Below are 20458 nucleotides of genomic sequence, written 5' to 3'. Positions count from 1 at the left end.
CTTAGCGGTCAATACTGCCGAACACGATATCTTGCGTCCCGATGATGGTCACGGCGTCGGCAAGCATGTGCCCACGCGCCATCTCGTCGAGCGACTGCAAGTGGGCGTAGTCTGGCGCACGCAGTTTCATGCGGTACGGCTTGTTGGCGCCATCGGACACCAAGTACACGCCGAACTCGCCCTTCGGATGTTCCACGGCGCTGTAGGCCTCGCCTGGCGGCACGTGGAAACCTTCCGTGAACAGCTTGAAGTGGTGAATCAGCGATTCCATGTTGGTCTTCATGTCGACGCGGCCCGGAGGCGCCACCTTGCGGTTGCTGGTCATGACAGGACCTTCATTGTTGCGCAGCCACTCCACGCATTGCTTGATGATGCGGTTCGACTGGCGCAGCTCTTCCACGCGGACCAGGTAGCGGTCGTAGCAATCGCCGTTGGTGCCGATAGGAATGTCGAAATCCATCAAGTCGTACACTTCGTACGGCTGTTTCTTGCGCAAATCCCACTGCACGCCCGAGCCGCGCAGCATGGCGCCCGTGAAGCCCATGGCCAGCGCATCTTCCGGCGAGACTACGCCGATGCCGACGGTACGCTGTTTCCAGATACGGTTGTCGGTCAGCAAGGTTTCGTACTCGTCCACCGAGTTCGGGAAACGGCGCGCGAAGTCTTCGATGAAGTCCAGCAGCGAGCCCTGGCGGTTTTCGTTCAGCTTGCCGATGGCCTTGGCGTTGCGGATGATCGACGCCTTGTGCTGCGGCATCGCATCCGGCAAGTCGCGGTACACGCCGCCCGGACGGTAGTAGGCCGCGTGCATGCGCGCGCCCGATACCGCCTCGTAGGCGTCGAACAAGTCTTCGCGGTCGCGGAAGCAATACAGGAACGGGCCCATGGCGCCGACGTCCAGCGCGTGGGTGCCGAGCCACATCAGGTGATTCAGGATGCGCGTCATCTCGTCGAACATGACGCGGATGTATTGCGCGCGCAGCGGCACTTCCAGGCCCAGCATCTTTTCGATGGCCATCACGTATGCATGTTCATTGCACATCATCGACACATAGTCGAGACGGTCCATGTACGGCACGGATTGCAGGTAGGTCTTCTGTTCAGCCAGCTTTTCGGTGGCGCGGTGCAGCAGGCCGATATGCGGGTCGGCGCGCTGGATGACTTCGCCATCCATCTCCAGCACCAGGCGCAGCACACCGTGCGCGGCCGGATGCTGCGGCCCAAAGTTCAGGGTGTAGTTCTTAATCTCAGCCATTATTTCATCCCGTAATGTTCTTCGCGGATCACGCGCGGCACGTTTTCCCGCGGCTCGATCGTCACGGGCTGGTAAATCACGCGCTTTTGTTCCGGATCGTAGCGCATCTCGACATAGCCGGAGACGGGGAAATCCTTGCGGAACGGATGGCCGATGAAACCGTAGTCGGTCAGCAGGCGGCGCAAGTCGTTGTGGCCTTCGAAGAGGATGCCCAGCAGGTCGAATGCTTCGCGCTCGTACCAGTTGACGGCGCGCCAGATGCCGACCACGGAGGGCAGCAGCGGCATGTCGTCGTCCGGCGCGAACACGCGCACGCGCACGCGCCAGTTGTGCTTGACCGACAGCAAGTGCGACACGGCCGCGAAGCGCAGGCCATCCCAGCTACCGTCGCCATAGGTCGAGTAGTCGACGCCGCACAGGTCGAGCAATTGCTCGAAATGCAGGGTCGGATCGTCGCGCAGGGTCAGCATCACGGCCAGGTAGTCCTCGGCCTTGACGACCAGGGTGACTTCCCCCAGCGCAACCGTCGTGCTAACGCGATCGCCCAGGGCAGTGCCGAGGGCGTTTTGCAATACTTCTAAATGTGTTGTCATAATCTGAAGCGGCCCCGTTAGCGTGCGATCGTGCTGGTACGCTTGATCTTGTTCTGCAACTGCATGATGCCGTACAGCAAGGCTTCAGCGGTCGGAGGACAGCCAGGCACATACACGTCGACGGGCACGATGCGGTCGCAACCGCGCACCACGGAATAGGAGTAATGGTAGTACCCGCCGCCATTGGCGCAGGAACCCATCGAGATGACCCAGCGTGGCTCTGCCATCTGGTCGTAGACCTTGCGCAGGGCCGGCGCCATCTTGTTGCACAGGGTGCCGGCAACGATCATGACGTCGGACTGACGCGGCGACGGACGAAACACGACGCCGAAACGGTCCATATCGTAGCGGGCTGCGCCCACATGCATCATTTCGACCGCACAGCAGGCCAGACCGAACGTCATCGGGAACATAGACCCGGTGCGCGCCCAGTTGATCAGCTTGTCGGCCGAGGTGGTGATGAAACCTTCGCTTAATACGCCTTCAATAGCCATGGCTTATTCCCAGTCAAGGGCACCTTTCTTCCAAATGTACCAAAATCCGACCACGAATTCAGCGATGAACACCATCATCGTGACGAAACCGGCCCAGCCCAGGTCGCGCATTGCAACGCCCCATGGGAAAAAGAATGCCGTTTCCAGATCGAACAAAATAAACAGGATTGCGACCAGATAGTAGCGCACATCAAATTTCATGCGCGCGTCTTCGAATGCTTCAAAGCCACATTCGTACGGGGAGAGTTTTGCTGCGTCAGGCTTGTTAGGGCCTAACAGGCGCCCCAGGAGCTGGGGAGCGATACCGACACCAAGGCCGATAATAATGAACAGCAGGACGGGGAAGTAATTTTCGAGGTTCACGATTGATGAGCTTATATTGAACGATCGGTTAAATGAGGACGCTGCGATCATTTGCAGCGTATCTAACGCACGACCCCAATCAAAGCTAAGACCAGGATCGAACGACACATCCTCGTAAAAAAAGCCAGCAACTTTGTACGAGCCATGGCTCGTGCGCCGTTGCTGGCTTCTGATTTCTGGTGCCGACGACGAGACTCGAACTCGTACAGCTTTCGCCACTACCCCCTCAAGATAGCGTGTCTACCAATTTCACCACGTCGGCGGTAAGGCCCGTATTCTACTCTGCTTTGCCGCTAAAGTTAATGCACAAATGCATCAAAACACAGATAAAAACGATAAATTTTTACATCTTCCAGCGCGCCACGATTTTTTCCTGCCGCACTGCTAAAACATTGAGCAATAATCTGCCCGTAATGAGAATTACTCTCGATGAGGTATCGAGCGGATACAGAATTACTTCGGAATCGCGCCGGCCGGGGTGCTGGCAACCGGAGCCGCCGCTGCCGGAGCGCTGGCAGCCGGAGCTGCTGCTGGCACCGTCGTCGGGATCGCGCCCGCGCCGGTGACTGGCACTGGCTTGACGACTTTATCCATCACGCCGCCGCCGACCGTGGTGGCGCGCTGATTCGCCATCAGCGACAGGGCCAGGGTGGCGCCGAAGAAGATCGCGGCGGCAACGCCCGTCGATTTCGACATGAAGTTCGACGAACCCGTCGCACCGAACAGGCTGCCCGAGGCGCCCGAACCGAAGGCGGCGCCCATGTCGGCGCCCTTACCGTGCTGCAACAACACCAGCGCGATAATCGACAAAGCCGAAATAACCTGTACTACCACTACCAGATTGAACATCATGTTCATTGCAATTCCATTCTTAGTTTAAAGTAATTCAATCAGCGGCGTGAATAATCGCCAGGAAATCCGCCGCCTTCAATGCTGCTCCACCGATCAGACCGCCATCGATATCCGGCATCGCCATCAATTCTTTCGCGTTCTCCGGCTTCATGCTGCCGCCGTACAGGATTTGCACGCCGGCGGCCGCTACCGCATTCTTTGCCACCAACTGGGCGCGCAATACCTGATGCACGTCCTGCGCCATTTGCGGCGTGGCGGTCTTGCCCGTGCCGATGGCCCAGACCGGCTCATAGGCCAGCACCAGTTTCGCCACGTCGTCGGCGGAAATCGCCGCCAGCACGGCGCCCAGTTGCTGCGCCACCACGGCATTGGTCTGGCCCGCTTCGCGCTGCGCCAGGGTTTCGCCGATGCAGACGATAGGCGTGATGCCCGCCGCCAGCGCCGCAACCGTCTTGGCCGCCACCTGCGCATCGCTCTCGCCATGGTAGGCGCGGCGCTCGGAATGCCCGATCACCACATAGCCGCAACCGAAATCCTGCAGCATGGCGGCCGAGATTTCTCCCGTGTAGGCGCCGCTGGCGTGCGCGGACACATCCTGCGCGCCCCAGCCCAGAGCCGTGCCTGCCAATTGCGCCTGGCACTGCGCCAGATACGGCGCAGGCACACAGACGGCGCTGGCGGCGCCAGAGGCAGCCAGGCCAGCAACTATTTCAGACAATAACACCGCGTTCGAGGTGCGACTGCCGTTCATTTTCCAATTTCCGACGACGAGTTTGCGACGCATAGTAGCCTAAATTCTAATAACCCGTCATTCTAACTCCGGCACCGATGCCGGTCAAACAGGCAGTGCCCCGTTTCAGGCAACTTGCAACATGATCTTGCCCACGTGCGTGCTCGCCTCCATCAAGGCATGCGCCTCGTTGGCTTTTTCCAACGGGAAAGTTTGATAGATCACGGGCTTGATCTTGCCCGCCTCGATCAGCGGCCAGACGGTCGCGCGCAAATGGCTGGCGATAGCCGCCTTGAAGGCGACGGAACGGGGACGCAGGGTGGAACCCGTCACCGTCAGGCGGCGGCGCAGCAAGCTACCCAGGTCCAGTTCCGCCTTGGTGCCGCCCTGCACGGCGATCAGGCCGATGCGGCCATCGTCGGCCAGGCAATCGATTTCGCGCGGCAGGTAGTCGCCGCCCACCATGTCGAGAATGACGTCGACGCCTTTGCCACCGGTCAATTCCTTGACGACGGCGACGAAATCTTCCGTGCGGTAGTTGATGCCCCGTTCGGCGCCCAGCGCCTCGCAGGCGCGCGCCTTCTCGTCGCTGCCCGCCGTGGCGAACACGCGATGCCCCAGGGCGGCCGCCAGCTGGATGGCCGTCACGCCGATGCCGGACGTGCCGCCCTGCACCAGTAACGTTTCGCCGTCAAGCAGCGCGCAGCGGTCGAAGACATTGCTCCAGACGGTAAAGAAGTTTTCCGGCAGGGACGCGCCTTCCAGCGCCGTCAAGCCTTGCGGCAAGGGCAGGCACTGGCCGCTTGGGGCGGCGCAGTATTCGGCATAGCCGCCGCCCTGCACCAGCGCGCAGACCAGGTCGCCCTTCTTGAATCCGGTGTTAGTAAAGTCGCCATCGACGACTTCGCCCGCCACTTCCAGGCCCGGCAAGTCGGACGCGCCGGCGGGCGGCGCGTACTTGCCCAGGCGCTGCAGCACGTCGGGGCGGTTGATGCCGGCCGCGTGCACCTTGATCAGCAGTTCGCCCGCCTTATATTGCGGCATGGGACGTTCCGCGATCTGCAAAACGTCGGCGGGACCTGGCTGGCTGATGGCAACTGCACGCATGGCGGAACTCTCTCAAGGGAAAACGGCGATTGTACGCCAAGCCGCCCTCCCCTGCAGACCACCGCCCCGTCTTAACCGGCGCCCGTTTTCGACTGGCGCGGCAAGGGCGTGCCCGGCTTCCATTTCGCCGACAGGGCTTGCCCCTCTTCGACTTGCTCATGCGTCATCTTGCGCACCACGGCGGCGCGCTGGTCGGCCGCATTCGCGTTGCCATTCGCGGCCGCTAGGTTCCACAGCATGTAGGCGATGACGTTGTCCTGCTGCACGCCGCCCATGTGGTAGCGGTACATCAGGCCCAGCACCTGCTGCGCCTCGGCATGGTTCTGCTCGGCCGCCTTGCGGAACCAGCCGACGGCTTGCTTGTGATCCTGCAGCACGGCGTTGCCCGTGTAATACATGGCACCCACCACATACTGGGCGTCGGCCTTGCCCTGCTCGGCCGCCTTGCGGTGCCAGAACATGGCTTGCTTGTAATCCTGCGGCAAGCCCCGCCCCATGTAATACATCAAGCCCAGCAAATGCTGGGCATCGGCGTTGCCAGTCTTGGCAAGGGGCAATATTTCCTTGTAGGCCAAGGCGTAATTCTTGTTGTTGTAGGCACTGGCGCCTTCGGCGAAGCCAGCCCGCGCGGGTAGCTGTATCGTCAACAGCATGAGTAATGTAATGATCAGTTTTTTCATCGGAATGGGATGTGGTCTGACTACTTATTCTTGTCCTGCCAAAAGGCCTGCGGCAGGATGCTTTTACTTCCAGCTAACTTTGCCCAGGCCCTCGACGCTGACATCGCGGTTGACCGGCTTGCCGTACACCACCACCGAACCGAGCCCGCTCAAGTTCAGCTTGGCATTCGTATGGGCATTCACCGTGGCGTTGCCGAGGCCGCTCAATTCCAGGTTCACGGCATCGGCTTCGAATTGCTGCGCATTCAGGCTGCCCAGGCCGCCCAGGCTGGCTTTCAAGAGTCGTCCGCGTCCGCCCAGCACGACAGAGCCCGCACCCTGCAAGTCCAGCTCAGCCCGCTCATTGTTACCGATCCATATCTGCATGCTGCCCACGCCGCCCAGGCTGGCATTGAGCTTGCGGTAGTCGCCCACCAGCTTGATGCTGCCCGCCCCTTCCAGCGACAGGGTCAGTTCCTCGCCCTTGAAACCCGTGATGTCCGTGCTGCCGAAGCCTTCCGAGCTCAGCTCGCGCAAATTCGGCAAGACCAGGTCGGCGCGTATCGACGAAGGGCCGATCTTGAAGCCGCGCACTTCCGTTTCGATGTGCAGGGTATCGCCGCTTTGCGCCGTGCTGACGTCGGCGATGTAGCGCTTGTCGGCCGTGATGCTCAGCGAAGGCACGTTGCCCTGGCGAATGCGCACTTCCATCACGCCATCGAGCTTGACGCGCACCACGCGGGCGTCGATGTTGCGCATTTCCAGCAAGCGGGTCTCGGCGGCCGCGCCGCGCACCAGGCCCAGAGTCGCCAGGAACAGCAGCGCCAATTGCAGTGTCTTTTTCATGTAGTGCATCCTCGGTATCTTGTTTTTATGTGTCGCGGCGCCCTCGTGGGACTCGCGCGCATCGCCGCTGGCTGCCACTGTAGCAGCAGCAAAAATTGCTGACAATCAATTATGCAAAACGGGCTTTTTCCAAGGCGGTCAAGCGCTTGGCCTTGACCACCACCACTTGCATGGCCGCCTTGTTCGCGGGCGCGGCCAGGGTGACCGTGGAACTGGCCACTTGCAGGGCCGGGGAGGCCGGGGCGATGGCGTAGCAGCTGGCGCCGAGCAGGATGGCGGCGGCAACGGCGATGACTTCCATGTTTTTAGCGACGTTCATTTGAATCTCCTCGGGTGTCTGGCAGTGGGCTTGCGGTATGGTGTCACTATAGCCATACCGCTCCCGGCGGACACGCCGATTGCGACGAACTGCGCTTTTGGCAGGCTGGCCTGACAAAAACGCGGATGAACGTCGATTTACTGCTGCACGCTTAAAACTCTTCCCACTCGTCGGCGCCGGACTTGGCCGCCTTGACGGGCTTGGCCGGCGACAGTGCGCGGGCTGGCGCGCGCGGCGCGGGAGCACGAACGGCCGGCTTCGCCTTGAGGCGGGTCACGGACGCAGGCGCGGCGGCAGGACTCGCATCGCCGAGGCGGAACATGCCGACGGCTTGCGCCAGGTCCACAGCCTGCTCCTGCAGGCTTTCCGCGGCAGCGGCGGCTTGCTCGACGAGGGCCGCGTTTTGCTGCGTCATGGTATCCATGTGCGTGACGGCCGTATTGATCTCGCCGATGCCGGCGCTCTGTTCACGGCTGGCCACCGTGATCTCGCTCATGATGGTCGTCAATTGCTGCACCGACGCCACCACCTGGTCCATGGTCTGACCCGCCTCATCGACGAGGCGCCCGCCCGCATCCACCTTCTCCACCGAATCGCCGATCAATTCCTTGATTTCCTTCGCCGCGCCGGCAGACCGCTGCGCCAGGTTGCGCACTTCGGACGCCACCACGGCAAAGCCCCTGCCCTGCTCGCCCGCGCGCGCCGCCTCGACGGCCGCGTTCAGGGCCAGGATATTCGTCTGGAAGGCGATGCCGTCGATCACGCCGATGATGTCGACGATCTTGCGCGAGCTTTCCTGGATGCCGGCCATGGTGCCGACCACTTGCTGCACCACGCGGCCGCCCTTGGCCGCCACTTCCGAGGCGGACACGGCCAGCTCATTGGCCGCATGCGCGTTTTCCGCATTCTGCTTGACGGTCGACGTCAGTTCATCCATCGAACTGGCCGTTTCTTCCAGCGCGCCCGCCTGCGCTTCCGTGCGCGAAGACAGGTCGGCGTTGCCTGCGGCGATATCGGCCGACTCGCTGCGCACCAGGGTGCTGATGCTGCGGATCTGCACCAGCACGGTGGCGATCTTTTCGACGAACAAGTTGAACGCCTTGGCGATCTGCGCCAGCTCGTCCGTGCCTTCCGCGTCGAGGCGGCTGGTCAGGTCGCCGTCGCCCGTGGCGATCGCTTCCATCGCGTCGCGCACCAGGCCCAGGCGGCGCAAGGCGCGCGCCACCAGCACGCTCAAGACCGTGGCGGCCAGGGCCAGCACCAGCAAGGCCGTCAGGGCCGAGGCGCGCAGCATGGAGCTCAAGGCTTGCGTCGCTTCTGCACGGTCGAGCACGGTCGCCAGCAGCCAGTCGCTGCCCGGCACCTTACTCACATGCAAAATGCCATTGCGTTCGCCCAGGCGGATGGCGGCGCCGTCGCCGCTCTTTTCGATATCGGCCAGCGCCTGCGCACTGAGGCCCGGGTCCAGCTCGGCCAGCGGCTTCAGGGTCAGCTTGCCGTCCGGGTGGGCGATGATCTTGCCGCCGCCATCGACGAGGAAGGCATAGCTGGACGCCGTCGGCTTGATCGAGGCGACGTTTTGCACCACCGCATCCATCATCACGTCGGCCGCCATCACGCCCGTCACGCTGCCCTTGCCGCCCAGCGGCTCGGCAAACGTCACCACCAGCTTGCCCGTGCTGGCGCCGATGTAGGGCGCCGTGATGATGGGGCCGCCCACTTCGGACGCCAGCTTGTACCAGGGCCGCGCCGTGGGATCGTAGTCGGCGGCGCGCTTGCGCTCCTGCGAAAAGACGGCGTGCTTGTCGGCAAAGCCGATATACGCCATGTCGAAGGTGCCGGCCTGCTCGGCCGCCTTCAGGGCCGGCAGCGGATCGGCCGCCGTGGCGCCCTGCTTGAGCGAGCCCACGACGGCTTGCTTGGAACGCAGCCATTCGGCGATGGCCGCGGCATGGCTGTGCGACAACTGCAGCATCTGCGTGTCGAGCGCGGCCAGGGTGCTGGAGCGGGTAGTGAAGAAGTTGGCGATGGCGACGGCCAGCATGGCCAGCACGACGATGGAAACGGCGATGGCGATCAGCCGCGCCTTAAGGGAGGACAACATGGTGCATCCAATAAAAAAGAGAAAATCGGGAGGGATGCGCCATGGTCAGGGAATAAGATTTTGTCGTCAAGCAATACTGACAGTCAATTACCCATAAACAACAATTGATACCATATATTAATCAGATCTCGCCGCGCAGCTTGCGCAGGGCCGGCGATTCGCCACCCGTCGCCTCGATGCGGAAACGGGCAAATGCCTGCTCCAGCTCGGGGTAACGGCGCAAGCCGCCTTCCGTGAAATAACGCCCGCCGGGGATGTCGCCCCACGGCAGGGGCGTCGTCAAGGCGCCGCTGCCCGCCAGGGCCAGCAGCGGCTCCAGCGCGCTGCGCAGGTCGGCCACTTCCCCATCGGCGGGCGCCAGGCGCGTCAGCAACTGTTCCAGTTCGGCGGCATGGGCTTGCAGGCGCGGTTGATCCATCATCTCTCCTCAATTCTTGATCGTGCCGATCAGCACGGGGGCCGACCACAGGCTGCGGTTGGGCAGCAAATACTGCTGCGCCCCGCCACGGCGCCGCACCAGCCCGCCTAGCTCTTCCGTCGGCGCCACCTGGCTGACGAACACGCTGACAGTACCCTTGGGCATGACCTGATACACATCATACAGCGGCGCCTCGCTCTTCAAGGGCAAGCCGAAACAGTCGGCCAGGCTGGCGCACTGGCCCGAAGCCAGCTGCAATTGCGCGCTGGTGGTGAAATACGGCGAGTACGGCGACACATTCTGGCCATGCGGCACGATCTTCACCAGCGCGGCCGACATGGCTTGTACATCGGGCAAGGTGCTGCCGGACGCGAGCTGCTCGACCGCGCGCGCGTAAATCGTCTCGGCCGGGGCGGCAGGATCGGCGGCGCGCAGTTCGCGCAGGAATTGCTGGCCCGGCGCGCTGTCCAGGTAGGGATCGATGGCTTCCCGCTGCAAGCCCGCCGTCCTGAAGGTGCTGAGGTCATTGATTTCGCGCGCATGCACGGCGCGCAAGGCGTCGAGGTCTTGCGCCGGCATGGCCGCGGACGCGGCGGCGATAGGGATGGGCAACGGCACCGGCGTCGGTGCGCTGTCCAGCTGCGCCCGGACACCGGGCGCGAAGGCAAGCAGAAAGGCGGCGGCCAGCCCGCAGTATGTGCGCATGCTGCATCTCCTTGGAAGACTCGTTCAGGGGAAGATCCCATGCCGAATCTACAGAGAGCAGCGGCGGCCGATACGCGCTGGATCAAGGCCGGTGCAGACAGGCGGGCAACGCGGCACACGCCTTCGATACAGCGCAAACGCGGCGCATAAAAAAACCGCCAGGGCTTGCGCGCCGGCGGTTTTTGAGCATGCGGCCGAAGCCGCACTCAGGCGAACCTGAAGGACATCAAGCGGCTGGCGCTTCGTTGCCTTCGGCAGCTTTCATCGACAGTTTCAGGCGGCCGCGGTCGTCCGTTTCCAGCACTTTGACGCGGACCAGCTGGCCTTCTTTCAGGTAATCGGCCACGGCGTTGACGCGCTCGTTGGCGATCTGCGAGATGTGCAGCAAGCCGTCCTTGCCTGGCATGACTTGCACGATGGCGCCGAAGTCCAGCAGTTTCAGCACGGTGCCTTCGTAGGTCTTGCCCACTTCGACGGAAGCGGTCAGTTCTTCGATGCGGCGCTTGGCTTCCTGGCCGGCAGCGGCGTCGACGGAAGCGATGGTGACCACGCCTTCGTCGCTGATGTCGATCTGGGTGCCCGTCTCTTCGGTCAGCGCGCGGATCACGGCGCCGCCCTTGCCGATCACGTCACGGATTTTTTCCGGGTTGATCTTGATCGTGATCAGACGCGGTGCGAAATCGGACAGTTCGGTTTTGACGTGCGGCATGGCTTTTTGCATTTCGCCCAGGATGTGCTCGCGGCCTTCCTTGGCTTGCGCCAGTGCCACTTGCATGATTTCCTTGGTGATGCCCATGATCTTGATGTCCATCTGCAGCGCCGTGATACCGTTGCGGGTACCGGCTACCTTGAAGTCCATGTCGCCCAGGTGATCTTCGTCGCCCAGGATGTCGGACAGCACGGCAAACTTGCCGCCTTCCTTGATCAGGCCCATGGCGATACCGGCCACGTGCTCTTTCATCGGCACGCCGGCGTCCATCAGTGCCAGGCAGCCGCCGCACACGGAAGCCATCGACGAGGAACCGTTCGATTCCGTGATTTCCGAGACCAGGCGCACCGAGTAGCTGAACTCTTCAGCTGCTGGCAGGGCGGCGATCAGCGCGCGCTTGGCCAGGCGGCCGTGGCCGATTTCGCGGCGTTTTGGCGTACCGACACGGCCCGTTTCGCCGGTGGCGAACGGAGGCATGTTGTAATGCAGCATGAACGAATCGGTGAACTCGCCCATCAGCGCATCGATCTTCTGGCTGTCGCGGGCGGTGCCCAGGGTAGCGACGACCAGCGCTTGCGTTTCGCCGCGCGTGAACAGGGCCGAACCGTGGGTGCGTGGCAGCACACTGGTGCGGATCGAGATCGGACGCACGGTGCGCGTGTCGCGGCCGTCGATGCGTGGCTCGCCGTCCAGGATTTGCGTACGCACGATCTTCGCTTCGATGTCGAACAGGATGTTGTTGACTTCAGCGCTGTCGATCGATGCGCCGCCGGCGGCAGCCGCTTCGGCCGACAGGTCGGCGATCACTTCCGACGTCGCTGCTTTCAGCTTGGCCGTACGCTCTTGCTTGTCCTTGGTTTGATACGCGTCATTGATCTTGGCGTTGGCGAAATGCGCGACGCGGGCGATCAGTGCTTCGTTTTTCGGCGCAGGCGCCCATTCCACTTCCGGCTTGCCGCCGTCACGCACCAGGTCGTGAATCGCGTCGATGACGACTTTCATCTGGTCGTGGCCGAAGACCACGGCGCCCAGCATGATTTCTTCGGACAGTTGTTTCGCTTCCGATTCGACCATCAGCACGGCCGTTTCGGTACCGGCGACCACCAGGTCCATTTCCGACGTTTTCAGTTGCTGGACGGTCGGGTTCAGGATGTACTGGCCATTGGCGTAACCGACGCGCGCGGCGCCGATAGGACCGTTGAAAGGCACGCCCGATACGCACAGGGCAGCCGAGGCGCCGATCATGGCGGCGATGTCCGGATCGATTTCAGGGTTGACCGACAACACGTGAATGATGACTTGCACTTCATTCAGGTAGCCTTCCGGGAACAGCGGACGGATAGGACGGTCGATCAAACGGGATGTCAGTGTTTCTTTTTCGGAAGGACGGCCTTCGCGCTTGAAAAAACCGCCCGGGATTTTACCGGCAGCATAGGTTTTTTCAACATAATCAACCGTCAAAGGGAAGAAATCCTGGCCTGGCTTGGCATCTTTGCGTGCCACCACCGTTGCCAGAACGACGGTATCTTCGATCGACACCAGCACTGCGCCGGATGCCTGACGTGCGATTTCGCCGGTTTCCAGGGTCACTTGATGTTGACCGTACTGGAAGGTTTTCGTAACTTTGTTAAACATGGGGTATCCCTTTTCTAATTGCCGACAGATTTTCAGGGGCTGTCGTTCACCTCACCACAGGCGGCGTAAAAATGCTGCCTTTACTTGTTGCCACCTTTACTACTTTACTTTTAAAACATGATATCGGTAGAGAATACTGTACTTCTCGACATAAATCCGGAATTCAAATGACAAAATGCCCGCGTCAGCGAACTGGCGCAGGCATTTCTGTATAAACCTTGTACGGCAAAAATTACTTGCGCAGACCAAGTTTAGCGATCAGGTCGCGATAACGGGTAGCGTCTTTAGCCTTCAGGTAGGACAACAGGCTCTTACGACGGTTGACCATCATGATCAGGCCGCGGCGGGAGTGGTGATCTTTCGAGTGGGCTTTGAAGTGGCCGTTCAGTTCGTTGATGCGAGCTGTCAGCAGTGCAACTTGCACTTCAGGGGAGCCGGTGTCGTTTTGACCACGTGCGTTGTCCGCGATGATAGCGGCTTTGTTGATGTTTTCTACTGTCATGATAAACCTTTCACATGCGGTGCACAGAGTCTGAACCCTATCCACCGTGAACTACGATTATTAAAATACTGGCCTATGCTGCCAACCAGACGCGCAAGTATATCGGAAAAATGCCCGCCTGTATCCTGCCGTGCGCGCTTTTCTCGGTGCATGATAGGGTTTTCCTGCATTTCAGGAGGTCAAACATGAAAAATCTGCTCAAATTAGCAACACCCATGCTGTTTGCCGTCCTGGCCGGCTGCGCCAGTTGGAACGTCCCGCCGCCGCAGCCGGGCGAGCCGCGCGCCGCCGTGGAAGCGCGCTTGGGCCGGCCAAGCAACATCTACCAACTGCCCACGGGCGCGGAACTGGAATACGCGACGGGCCCCTACGGCCAGTACACGTACATGGCCCGCTTCGGCCCCGACGACAAGCTCATTTCCTACGAGCAAGTGCTCGATACGCCGGGCTTTGCCCGCATCAAGGTGGGCGTATCGACCCAGCAAGACGTGCTGTACACCCTGGGCCGCCCGACGGAAACCTCGTACCTGTCGCTGCCGAAACTGCACGTCTGGTCTTACCGCTACAAGGAATCGGGCGTGTGGGATTCCATGATGCACGTGCACTTCGACCACGACGGCATCGTGCGCATGATGATGAACGGCCCCGATCCGGCCAAGGAAGAGCGGCGGTTTTTCTGGTGATTCATTACCTGTGCAACAACGCCTGATAACACCGTAGCGAGCGGAAGAGAGAGGTGGCTAAGAAGCGCAACCGTACTCTGGTACGGTGAGCATCGCAGGCCACCTATATCGACGCGCAGTAGGTTTAATCAGGCGTCTTCCCTACGGCTGCGGGTCGATGCGCTCATCCTTGGCGTGTAATTTGTTCAGCGCCGACAGATACGCCTTGGCCGACGCCACGATGATGTCCGGGTCGGCGCCCACGCCGTTGACGATGCGCCCGTCGCGCGACAGGCGCATGGTGACTTCGCCCTGCGACTGCGTGCCCGTGCTGATGGCATTGACGGAGAACAAGACCAGCTCCGCGCCGCTGGCGGCCGCGCTTTCGATGGCGTTGACGGTGGCGTCGACGGGACCGTCGCCCCGCCCTTCGCAACTGAGCTGCTTGCCGCCGACGAGGAATTCCACGCGCGCATGCGGCACGATGCCCGTCGTCGACTGCTGCGTCAGTGAAATGAAACGGTAGTGCTCACTCTCCTGCGCCTGCTGTTCCTCGCTGACGAGGGCCATGATGTCTTCGTCGAAAATCTCGGATTTCCGGTCTGCCAGCTCCTTGAAGCGGATGAAGGCGGCATTGATGTCCGCTTCCGATTCCAGCGCGATGCCCAGCTCGTGCAGCCGCTGCTTGAAGGCGTTGCGGCCCGACAATTTTCCCAGCACGATCTTGTTGGCCGTCCAGCCCACGTCTTCGGCGCGCATGATTTCATACGTCTCGCGCGCCTTCAAGATGCCGTCCTGGTGGATGCCGGACGCGTGCGCAAAGGCGTTCGCGCCGACGACGGCCTTGTTCGGCTGCACGGCAAAGCCCGTGATTTGCGACACCATCTTGGATGCCGCCACGATTTGCGTCGTGTCGATACCCACCGTCAAGTTGTAATAGGCGGCGCGCGTGCGCAGCGCCATCACCACTTCTTCCAGCGCCGTGTTGCCGGCCCGCTCGCCCAGGCCATTGATCGTGCATTCGATTTGCCGCGCGCCGCCTATCATGACGCCGGCCAGGGAATTGGCCACAGCCAGGCCCAGGTCGTTATGACAATGGACAGACCAGATGGCTTTATCGGCGTTCGGGATGCGTTCGCGCAAGCGTTTGATGGTGGCGCCAAAGATTTCCGGCACGGCATAGCCCACCGTATCGGGGAAATTGATGGTGGTGGCGCCCTCGGCGATCACGCCTTCGAGCACGCGGCACAGGAAATCCTCGTCGGAGCGGCTGCCGTCTTCGGGGCTGAATTCGATGTCGTCCGTGAACTGGCGCGCGTAGCGCACGGCGTTTTGCGCTTGCAGCAAGACTTCCTCGGGCGTCATGCGCAGCTTCATCTGCATGTGCAGGGGCGACGTGGCAATGAAAGTGTGGATGCGCTTGCGCTCGGCCGGCGCCAGCGCTTCGGCGGCGCGGGCGATGTCGCGGTCGTTGGCGCGCGACAGCGAGCAGATGGTCGATTCGCGCACGGCGCCGGCTATCGCCCGTATCGACTCGAAGTCGCCTTGCGAGGCGGCGGCGAAGCCCGCTTCGATCACGTCGACCTTCAGACGCTCGAGCTGCTTGGCGATGCGCAGCTTTTCCTCGCGCGTCATGGAGGCGCCCGGCGATTGCTCGCCGTCGCGCAAGGTGGTGTCAAAAATGATGAGTCGGTTGCTGGTGCTCATGGCTGCTCCTGGCTGGCTGAAGACTGGCGACGCTACCGACTCGGCGCATCAATGCTCGGGGTCGGTCTGGATAATGCTGACGGGCTTGCCCTTCGCCATGCGCCAGAAGAACACGGCGTAGCCGGACAGGCCATAGGCGACGAAAATCGGGAACAGCACTTTCGGCGGGTCGATGGAGATGAGCGCAAAGAACAATGCCAGCAGGAATACCACGATGAACGGCACGGACTTGCGGAAATTCACATCCTTGAAGCTGTAGAACGGCACGTTGGTGACCATCGTCAGGCCGGAAAACAGGGCGATCGCCCACGACACCCAGGCCAGCTGGTTGCCGGCAAATTCCAGGTCGTTCATCAACAGGATGAAGCCGGCCACCATGGCGGCCGCCGCCGGGCTGGGCAAGCCCTGGAAGAAGCGCTTGTCGACCACGGCGATATTCGTGTTGAAACGGGCAAGGCGCAAGGCCGCGCCGGCGCAATACACGAAGGCGGCCAGCCAGCCCAGCTTGCCCATGCCGCGCAGCGACCATTCGTAGATCACCAGCGCGGGCGCGGCGCCGAACGACACCATGTCGGACAGGCTGTCGTACTGGGCGCCGAATTCGCTCTGCGTATTCGTCAGGCGCGCGATGCGGCCGTCGAGGCCGTCGAGGATCATGGCGATGAAGATGGCCCAGGCCGCGTGTTCGAATTTCTGGTTCATGGCCATGACGATGGCGTAGAAACCGCAAAACAGGGCTGCCGTCGTGAAGGCGTTCGGCAACAGATAGATGCCGCGGCGGCGCAAGGTTTTCTTGCCAGTGCCATCGGTCACCGGCTGGCGCACGAATTTGCTGAAGCGGGACGCTTTGGATGCTGCGGGGGTGCCGTTCTTGCCTCTACGACGGGGGAAGTTTGCCATGTTGTTCCATATCTTGTGTACTGCGGGGGAATCGGTGCCAGATGGCAGGCGCATGACTGTCTCGCCATGCGCCCGCCGATATTGCCATTATAGAGGAGCTACCGCCAAAGAAAAGCGTGGCGGCGTCAAGCTGACAATATTGATCCCGAAGCTAGCCTTATTTGAACTTGACCTTCGCCACCAGGCCCATGTTGAGGGTCGTTTCGCCTGGCTCGAAGCTCGGCTCGGCCACCTGGTTGCCGCCATAGCCCATGGCGTCTGCACTCATGTTGCGCGCGCCGGCCACGCTGACGCGCTGCGCGTAATTGCCCGAGCCTTCGAAATCGATGGTGTCGATCACGGCGTCATTGACGTTGCGGCCCATGGCGCCGGCGATGGCGGCCACGCGTTCGTTCAGGTTCTTGTAGGCGGCGGCGATGCGCTGGTCGTCGAGCTTGCGGATGGTGGCGGGCGCCAGGCCGAAGTTCAGGCGGTTCAGGGTCAGCACGCCTTGCGCTGCGGAAACGGTTTTCGGCAAGGCGGCCAGGTTGGTCGTCGTGACCTGCAGGTATTGGCCCACTCTCCAGCCCGTCGGCACGCGCGGCTTGGCGGCGACGCCTGGCGGCAGCGGCGCCGTTTCCGGGTACACGGCATACGTGTAGTAGCCCTGGGTCTTCAGCACGGCTTGCGGATCGGCCTTCTTGACGATGGCGGCACCCTGGTTCATCTTCTGGTTCACGCGCGAGGCGGCGGCGGCCTTGTCCTTGTCCTGCTCTTCGATGGCCAGGGTGACGGTCACCTGGTCATTCGCATGCACGACTTCGCCGTTGGCGGGCACCACCACGAGGGTGCCGGAGGTGGGCAGGCTTTGCGCTTGGGCGGACAGGGCAACGGTAGCGGCGGCGGTAACGACAGCGGCGGCCAGCATGGTTTTCATGACGGTCATGGTGTTCTCCTGAAAAATAATGGGGCAAAAACGACCATGGGGCCAACAGCCCCATGATTTTTAAAACAGTCTAACGCGGAATTGTTTCCACGCTAATGCACTTACTTGAACTTGACCTTGCCGACGACACGCATGTCGAGCGTCGTTTCGCCCGGCTCGAAGCTCGGTTCGGCGACGGTGCTGTCTTCAGCCATCTTGGCGCTGCGCATCATCATCGGTGCGGCGGCAGCACGGTTTTCGGTGACATAGTTGCCCGAACCTTCGAAGTCCACCGTATCGAGCACGGCGTCGGCAACGTTGCGGCCCATGGCCTTGGCGATGGCGGCCACGCGTTCGTTCAGGTTCTTATACGTGGCGGCGATGCGCTGGTCGTCCAGCAGGCGGATGGTTTCCGGCTTCAGGCCGAAATTCAAGCCATTCAGGGTCAGCACGCCTTGCGCCGCCGACACGGTCTTTGGCAGGGTTGCCAGATTGGCCGTCGTCACTTCCAGGTACTGGCCCACGCGCCAGGCCGTCGGCAAACGTGGCTTGGCCACGGCGCCGGCTGGCAATGGGCGCTCTTCCGGATACACGGGATAGGTGTAATAGCCATACGATTTCAGCGCGGCAGAAGGATCGGCCTGCTTGACGATGGCGATGCCCTTGTTCATCTTCTGGTTGACTCGCGACGCGGCGGCAGCCTTGTCCTTGTCCTGTTCTTCGACGGCCAGGGTAGCGACCACCTGGTCATTGACATGCTTGACTTCGCCAAACGCGGGTACGACCACCAGGGTGCCGTTGGTCGGCAGGGATTGGGCTTGTGCGCTCAGGGCAACGGTGGCTGCGGCGGCAACAAGGACGGATTTCATCACGGTCATGGGGTACTCCTAGGTAGTTAATATGGCTGACAGCCCGCGAAAGGGGTGGCTGTTGCCACCTCTTTCGCTTGAGAAACTTGTCAAACTGTGTAGATTCTAACGCCTCATTCATTCCTGTGGCGCAAATTAACAAATCGTCACAAAATGTGCTTGCCAGTCACATCTGCTCACATTTCAACACACTGTCATTCAAAATAACAATGTTATTAGTGACCCGCCACCGGACCGCCGCTGCGCCGGCCCGGCTTGAAACTGTAACGCCGCGCGCGCCAGGCGATGGTCAGCGCCACCAGCAGCAAGGCCAGCATGGCCCAGGGGAACGAGGCCGCGCCATAGCCGTCCAGCAGCACGCCGCCCGCCAGGCCGCCGCCCGCGATGGCCACGTTCCAGATGGTCGCCACCATCGCCTGCGCCACATCCATGCCGTCGCCGGCCGCGTCCGCTGACGCCGTCTGCAGCAAGGTGCCGGCGCCGCCAAAGGTGACGCCCCAGATGGCCATGCTGACATAGATCACGGCCGGCGAGTTCATCGCCAGGCCCAGCGCCACCACCACGCAGGCCAACGCGGCGAGGCAGCCCAGCACGAGCGGGCGCAGCCAGCGGTCGATCAGCTGGCTGACCAGCCAGATGCCGGCCAGCGAGCCCACGCCATACACGAGCAGCACCAGGTCGATGCGGGGACGCAAGCCGGACGGCGCCAGGAACGGCGCGATATAGGTATACAGAATGTTATGCGCCAGCATCCAGGCGACGATCACCGCCAGGATCGGCCGCACGCCCGGCGTCATGAACACCTGGCGGATCGACAGGCGTTCGCCATTCCTTTGCCCCGGATAATCGGGCACGGCCACCAGTATCCAGGCGACCAGCACCACGGCCAGGCCGGACATGATGCCGAAGATGCTGCGCCAGCCCAGCACGCCGCCCATCAGGGTGCCCAGCGGCACGCCCAGCGACAGGGCCAGCGGCGTGCCGATCATGGCGATGGCCATCGCCCTGCCCTGCAGCTCCACGCTGACCATGCGGCGCGCATAGCCGGCCATCAAGCCCCAGGCCAGCCCGGCCGCCATGCCGGCCAGGAAGCGCGAAGCCAGCGCCACCATGTAATTGGGCGCCAGCGCCGTCATGGTATTGAAGACCAGGAAGCCGCCGACGGCCAGCAGCAGCACCTTGCGGCGGCGCCAGCCGCTGGTCATGGCGGTCAGGGGGATGGCGGTCAGGATGGAGCCGATCGCAAACACCGTGACGAGCTGGCCCGTCATGACTTCGGAAATGCCGAGACCCTGCGAAATCTGCGGCAACAGGCCGGCAGGCAAGGTTTCGGCCAGGATGGCGATAAAGCTGGTCATCGCCAGCGCCAGCAAGGCGGCCAGCGGAAAGCGTCGGGAAATGGCAGTGCCGGCAGTGCCTGAAACAGGCACGGCGGCGGTCATACGGTCAGTCATGTGGGTACCTCGGGTTGCGCAGGCAGCGCTTCAACGAGCCTGGCGTGCTATCAAATAGCGGTAATGCGCGTTGCGGTCGGCAGATACCGAAACAGATGCAGCTATATGAAACTGCAAAGGAAGGGCGGAATTGTAGCGCAAACGCCGCGACGGCGTGCGCAGGGAAATATCCGTGCTCAGGCTGGCGTCATGCAGGCATCATTGGCCGCCGTGCGTGGCGAAAACCAGGCATTCGATTTCGGACTGTACAGGAAGGCGCAGATGACGGCGAACATGAGCGCGCCAGGCAGGACGTTCATCTTGACCGGCAAGGTCGCCAGGCAGAGCGCAATGTCGATCACGCCCCACACCAGATACACCGTGCGCGCGCCACGCTGCCGTTGCAGCATGGCCAGCGCCGCCACCAGGGTGATGCCCTGGCTGAAGAGCAAAATCGCGTATTGCACTTCGGCGGGAATCGCGCCGTCCCCCATTGCGGCCAGCATGGCGGGGTCGTGGCGGCCGAGGAAAGCCGATACCAGCGCCAACAGCGAGCCGATGACCAGAAACCAGCAGCTGACGGCAACCGCGACGGGTCGCTTGACCACATGAAGATTCCCGACAAAAACTTTAGAAAAAACAAGCATGAGGCTGACGGTATTGTTGAATGGGCCTGATTGTAACGGATGTTG

General features: G+C 61.9%; 22 protein-coding genes and 1 tRNA gene. 1 reads left to right on the top strand and 22 read right to left on the bottom strand.

Annotation, left to right across the window (positions count from 1 at the left end; all coding sequences use genetic code 11):
* Nucleotide 1: 1 nt before the first annotated feature.
* From NCG91_RS23625 to rpsO, 16 genes are all read right to left on the bottom strand, one after another.
* Nucleotides 2-1255: an NADH-quinone oxidoreductase subunit D gene (locus NCG91_RS23625; RefSeq protein WP_034749992.1), complete on the bottom strand. Its 1254-nt coding sequence runs from the start codon at nt 1253-1255 to the stop codon at nt 2-4.
* Nucleotides 1255-1848 carry an NADH-quinone oxidoreductase subunit C gene (locus NCG91_RS23620; protein ID WP_251351428.1) on the bottom strand — a complete coding sequence of 198 codons (594 nt, stop codon included), beginning with the start codon at nt 1846-1848 and terminating at the stop codon, nt 1255-1257. The genes NCG91_RS23625 and NCG91_RS23620 overlap by 1 nt, the downstream gene beginning before the upstream one ends.
* A gap of 17 nt (nt 1849-1865) precedes the next feature.
* A complete protein-coding gene (locus NCG91_RS23615; protein ID WP_010399733.1) occupies nt 1866-2342 on the bottom strand; it encodes a NuoB/complex I 20 kDa subunit family protein in 477 nt (158 codons plus the stop codon).
* 3 nt (nt 2343-2345) lie between these two features.
* A complete protein-coding gene (locus tag NCG91_RS23610; RefSeq protein ID WP_010399734.1) occupies nt 2346-2705 on the bottom strand; it encodes an NADH-quinone oxidoreductase subunit A in 360 nt (119 codons plus the stop codon).
* A 177-nt stretch (nt 2706-2882) separates the two neighbouring features.
* Nucleotides 2883-2967: transfer RNA gene (locus NCG91_RS23605), tRNA-Leu, on the bottom strand.
* Between the two features lie 191 nt (nt 2968-3158).
* Nucleotides 3159-3563, bottom strand: a complete 405-nt coding sequence (gene secG / locus NCG91_RS23600) for a preprotein translocase subunit SecG (RefSeq protein ID WP_034749996.1) — start codon at nt 3561-3563, stop codon at nt 3159-3161.
* Nucleotides 3564-3591: 28 nt separating this feature from the next.
* Nucleotides 3592-4341 (bottom strand): triose-phosphate isomerase, encoded by a 750-nt coding sequence (gene tpiA, locus NCG91_RS23595; protein ID WP_251351426.1) that lies wholly within the window; start codon nt 4339-4341, stop codon nt 3592-3594.
* A 72-nt stretch (nt 4342-4413) separates the two neighbouring features.
* The gene (locus NCG91_RS23590; RefSeq protein ID WP_251351424.1) at nt 4414-5394 is read right to left on the bottom strand and encodes an NAD(P)H-quinone oxidoreductase; all 981 of its coding nucleotides are present in this window, start codon (nt 5392-5394) and stop codon (nt 4414-4416) included.
* 71 nt (nt 5395-5465) lie between these two features.
* Complete coding sequence (locus NCG91_RS23585) at nt 5466-6074, bottom strand: tetratricopeptide repeat protein (protein ID WP_077407077.1); 609 nt, start codon at nt 6072-6074, stop codon at nt 5466-5468.
* A gap of 63 nt (nt 6075-6137) precedes the next feature.
* A complete protein-coding gene (locus NCG91_RS23580) occupies nt 6138-6899 on the bottom strand; it encodes a GIN domain-containing protein (RefSeq protein WP_099388387.1) in 762 nt (253 codons plus the stop codon).
* Nucleotides 6900-7008: 109 nt separating this feature from the next.
* Nucleotides 7009-7218 (bottom strand): hypothetical protein, encoded by a 210-nt coding sequence (locus NCG91_RS23575; RefSeq protein ID WP_251351423.1) that lies wholly within the window; start codon nt 7216-7218, stop codon nt 7009-7011.
* A 151-nt stretch (nt 7219-7369) separates the two neighbouring features.
* Nucleotides 7370-9322 (bottom strand): methyl-accepting chemotaxis protein, encoded by a 1953-nt coding sequence (locus tag NCG91_RS23570; RefSeq protein ID WP_251351422.1) that lies wholly within the window; start codon nt 9320-9322, stop codon nt 7370-7372.
* A gap of 121 nt (nt 9323-9443) precedes the next feature.
* Nucleotides 9444-9740, bottom strand: a complete 297-nt coding sequence (locus NCG91_RS23565; protein ID WP_251351421.1) for a hypothetical protein — start codon at nt 9738-9740, stop codon at nt 9444-9446.
* Between the two features lie 9 nt (nt 9741-9749).
* Complete coding sequence (locus tag NCG91_RS23560) at nt 9750-10445, bottom strand: hypothetical protein (protein WP_251351420.1); 696 nt, start codon at nt 10443-10445, stop codon at nt 9750-9752.
* A 226-nt stretch (nt 10446-10671) separates the two neighbouring features.
* The gene (gene pnp, locus NCG91_RS23555; protein WP_010399742.1) at nt 10672-12789 is read right to left on the bottom strand and encodes a polyribonucleotide nucleotidyltransferase; all 2118 of its coding nucleotides are present in this window, start codon (nt 12787-12789) and stop codon (nt 10672-10674) included.
* Nucleotides 12790-13021: 232 nt separating this feature from the next.
* Nucleotides 13022-13291: a 30S ribosomal protein S15 gene (gene rpsO, locus NCG91_RS23550; protein WP_010399743.1), complete on the bottom strand. Its 270-nt coding sequence runs from the start codon at nt 13289-13291 to the stop codon at nt 13022-13024.
* Between the two features lie 185 nt (nt 13292-13476).
* On the opposite strand from rpsO, the gene bamE reads away from it, so the two are divergent.
* A complete protein-coding gene (bamE, locus tag NCG91_RS23545; protein ID WP_251351419.1) occupies nt 13477-13974 on the top strand; it encodes an outer membrane protein assembly factor BamE domain-containing protein in 498 nt (165 codons plus the stop codon).
* Nucleotides 13975-14115: 141 nt separating this feature from the next.
* Here bamE and NCG91_RS23540 read toward each other — a convergent pair whose 3' ends face one another.
* From NCG91_RS23540 to NCG91_RS23515, 6 genes are all read right to left on the bottom strand, one after another.
* Nucleotides 14116-15660: a 2-isopropylmalate synthase gene (locus NCG91_RS23540; RefSeq protein WP_251351418.1), complete on the bottom strand. Its 1545-nt coding sequence runs from the start codon at nt 15658-15660 to the stop codon at nt 14116-14118.
* Nucleotides 15661-15708: 48 nt separating this feature from the next.
* The gene (gene pssA, locus NCG91_RS23535) at nt 15709-16560 is read right to left on the bottom strand and encodes a CDP-diacylglycerol--serine O-phosphatidyltransferase (protein ID WP_077407095.1); all 852 of its coding nucleotides are present in this window, start codon (nt 16558-16560) and stop codon (nt 15709-15711) included.
* 157 nt (nt 16561-16717) lie between these two features.
* The gene (locus NCG91_RS23530) at nt 16718-17485 is read right to left on the bottom strand and encodes an SIMPL domain-containing protein (RefSeq protein WP_251351416.1); all 768 of its coding nucleotides are present in this window, start codon (nt 17483-17485) and stop codon (nt 16718-16720) included.
* A 101-nt stretch (nt 17486-17586) separates the two neighbouring features.
* Nucleotides 17587-18342, bottom strand: a complete 756-nt coding sequence (locus NCG91_RS23525; protein ID WP_251351414.1) for an SIMPL domain-containing protein — start codon at nt 18340-18342, stop codon at nt 17587-17589.
* A 206-nt stretch (nt 18343-18548) separates the two neighbouring features.
* On the bottom strand, nt 18549-19787 hold the full coding sequence (locus tag NCG91_RS23520; RefSeq protein WP_251351413.1) for an MFS transporter: 1239 nt from the start codon (nt 19785-19787) through the stop codon (nt 18549-18551).
* Between the two features lie 176 nt (nt 19788-19963).
* The gene (locus NCG91_RS23515) at nt 19964-20374 is read right to left on the bottom strand and encodes a hypothetical protein (protein WP_251351411.1); all 411 of its coding nucleotides are present in this window, start codon (nt 20372-20374) and stop codon (nt 19964-19966) included.
* Between the last annotated feature and the right edge of the window lie 84 nt (nt 20375-20458).

The sequence above is a fragment of the Janthinobacterium kumbetense genome, from assembly GCF_023703445.1.
In the GTDB taxonomy this organism is placed as follows: domain Bacteria; phylum Pseudomonadota; class Gammaproteobacteria; order Burkholderiales; family Burkholderiaceae_D; genus Janthinobacterium; species Janthinobacterium kumbetense.
Note: the sequence above shows the minus strand (reverse complement) of the source record. Positions and strands in the feature narration are given on the sequence as shown.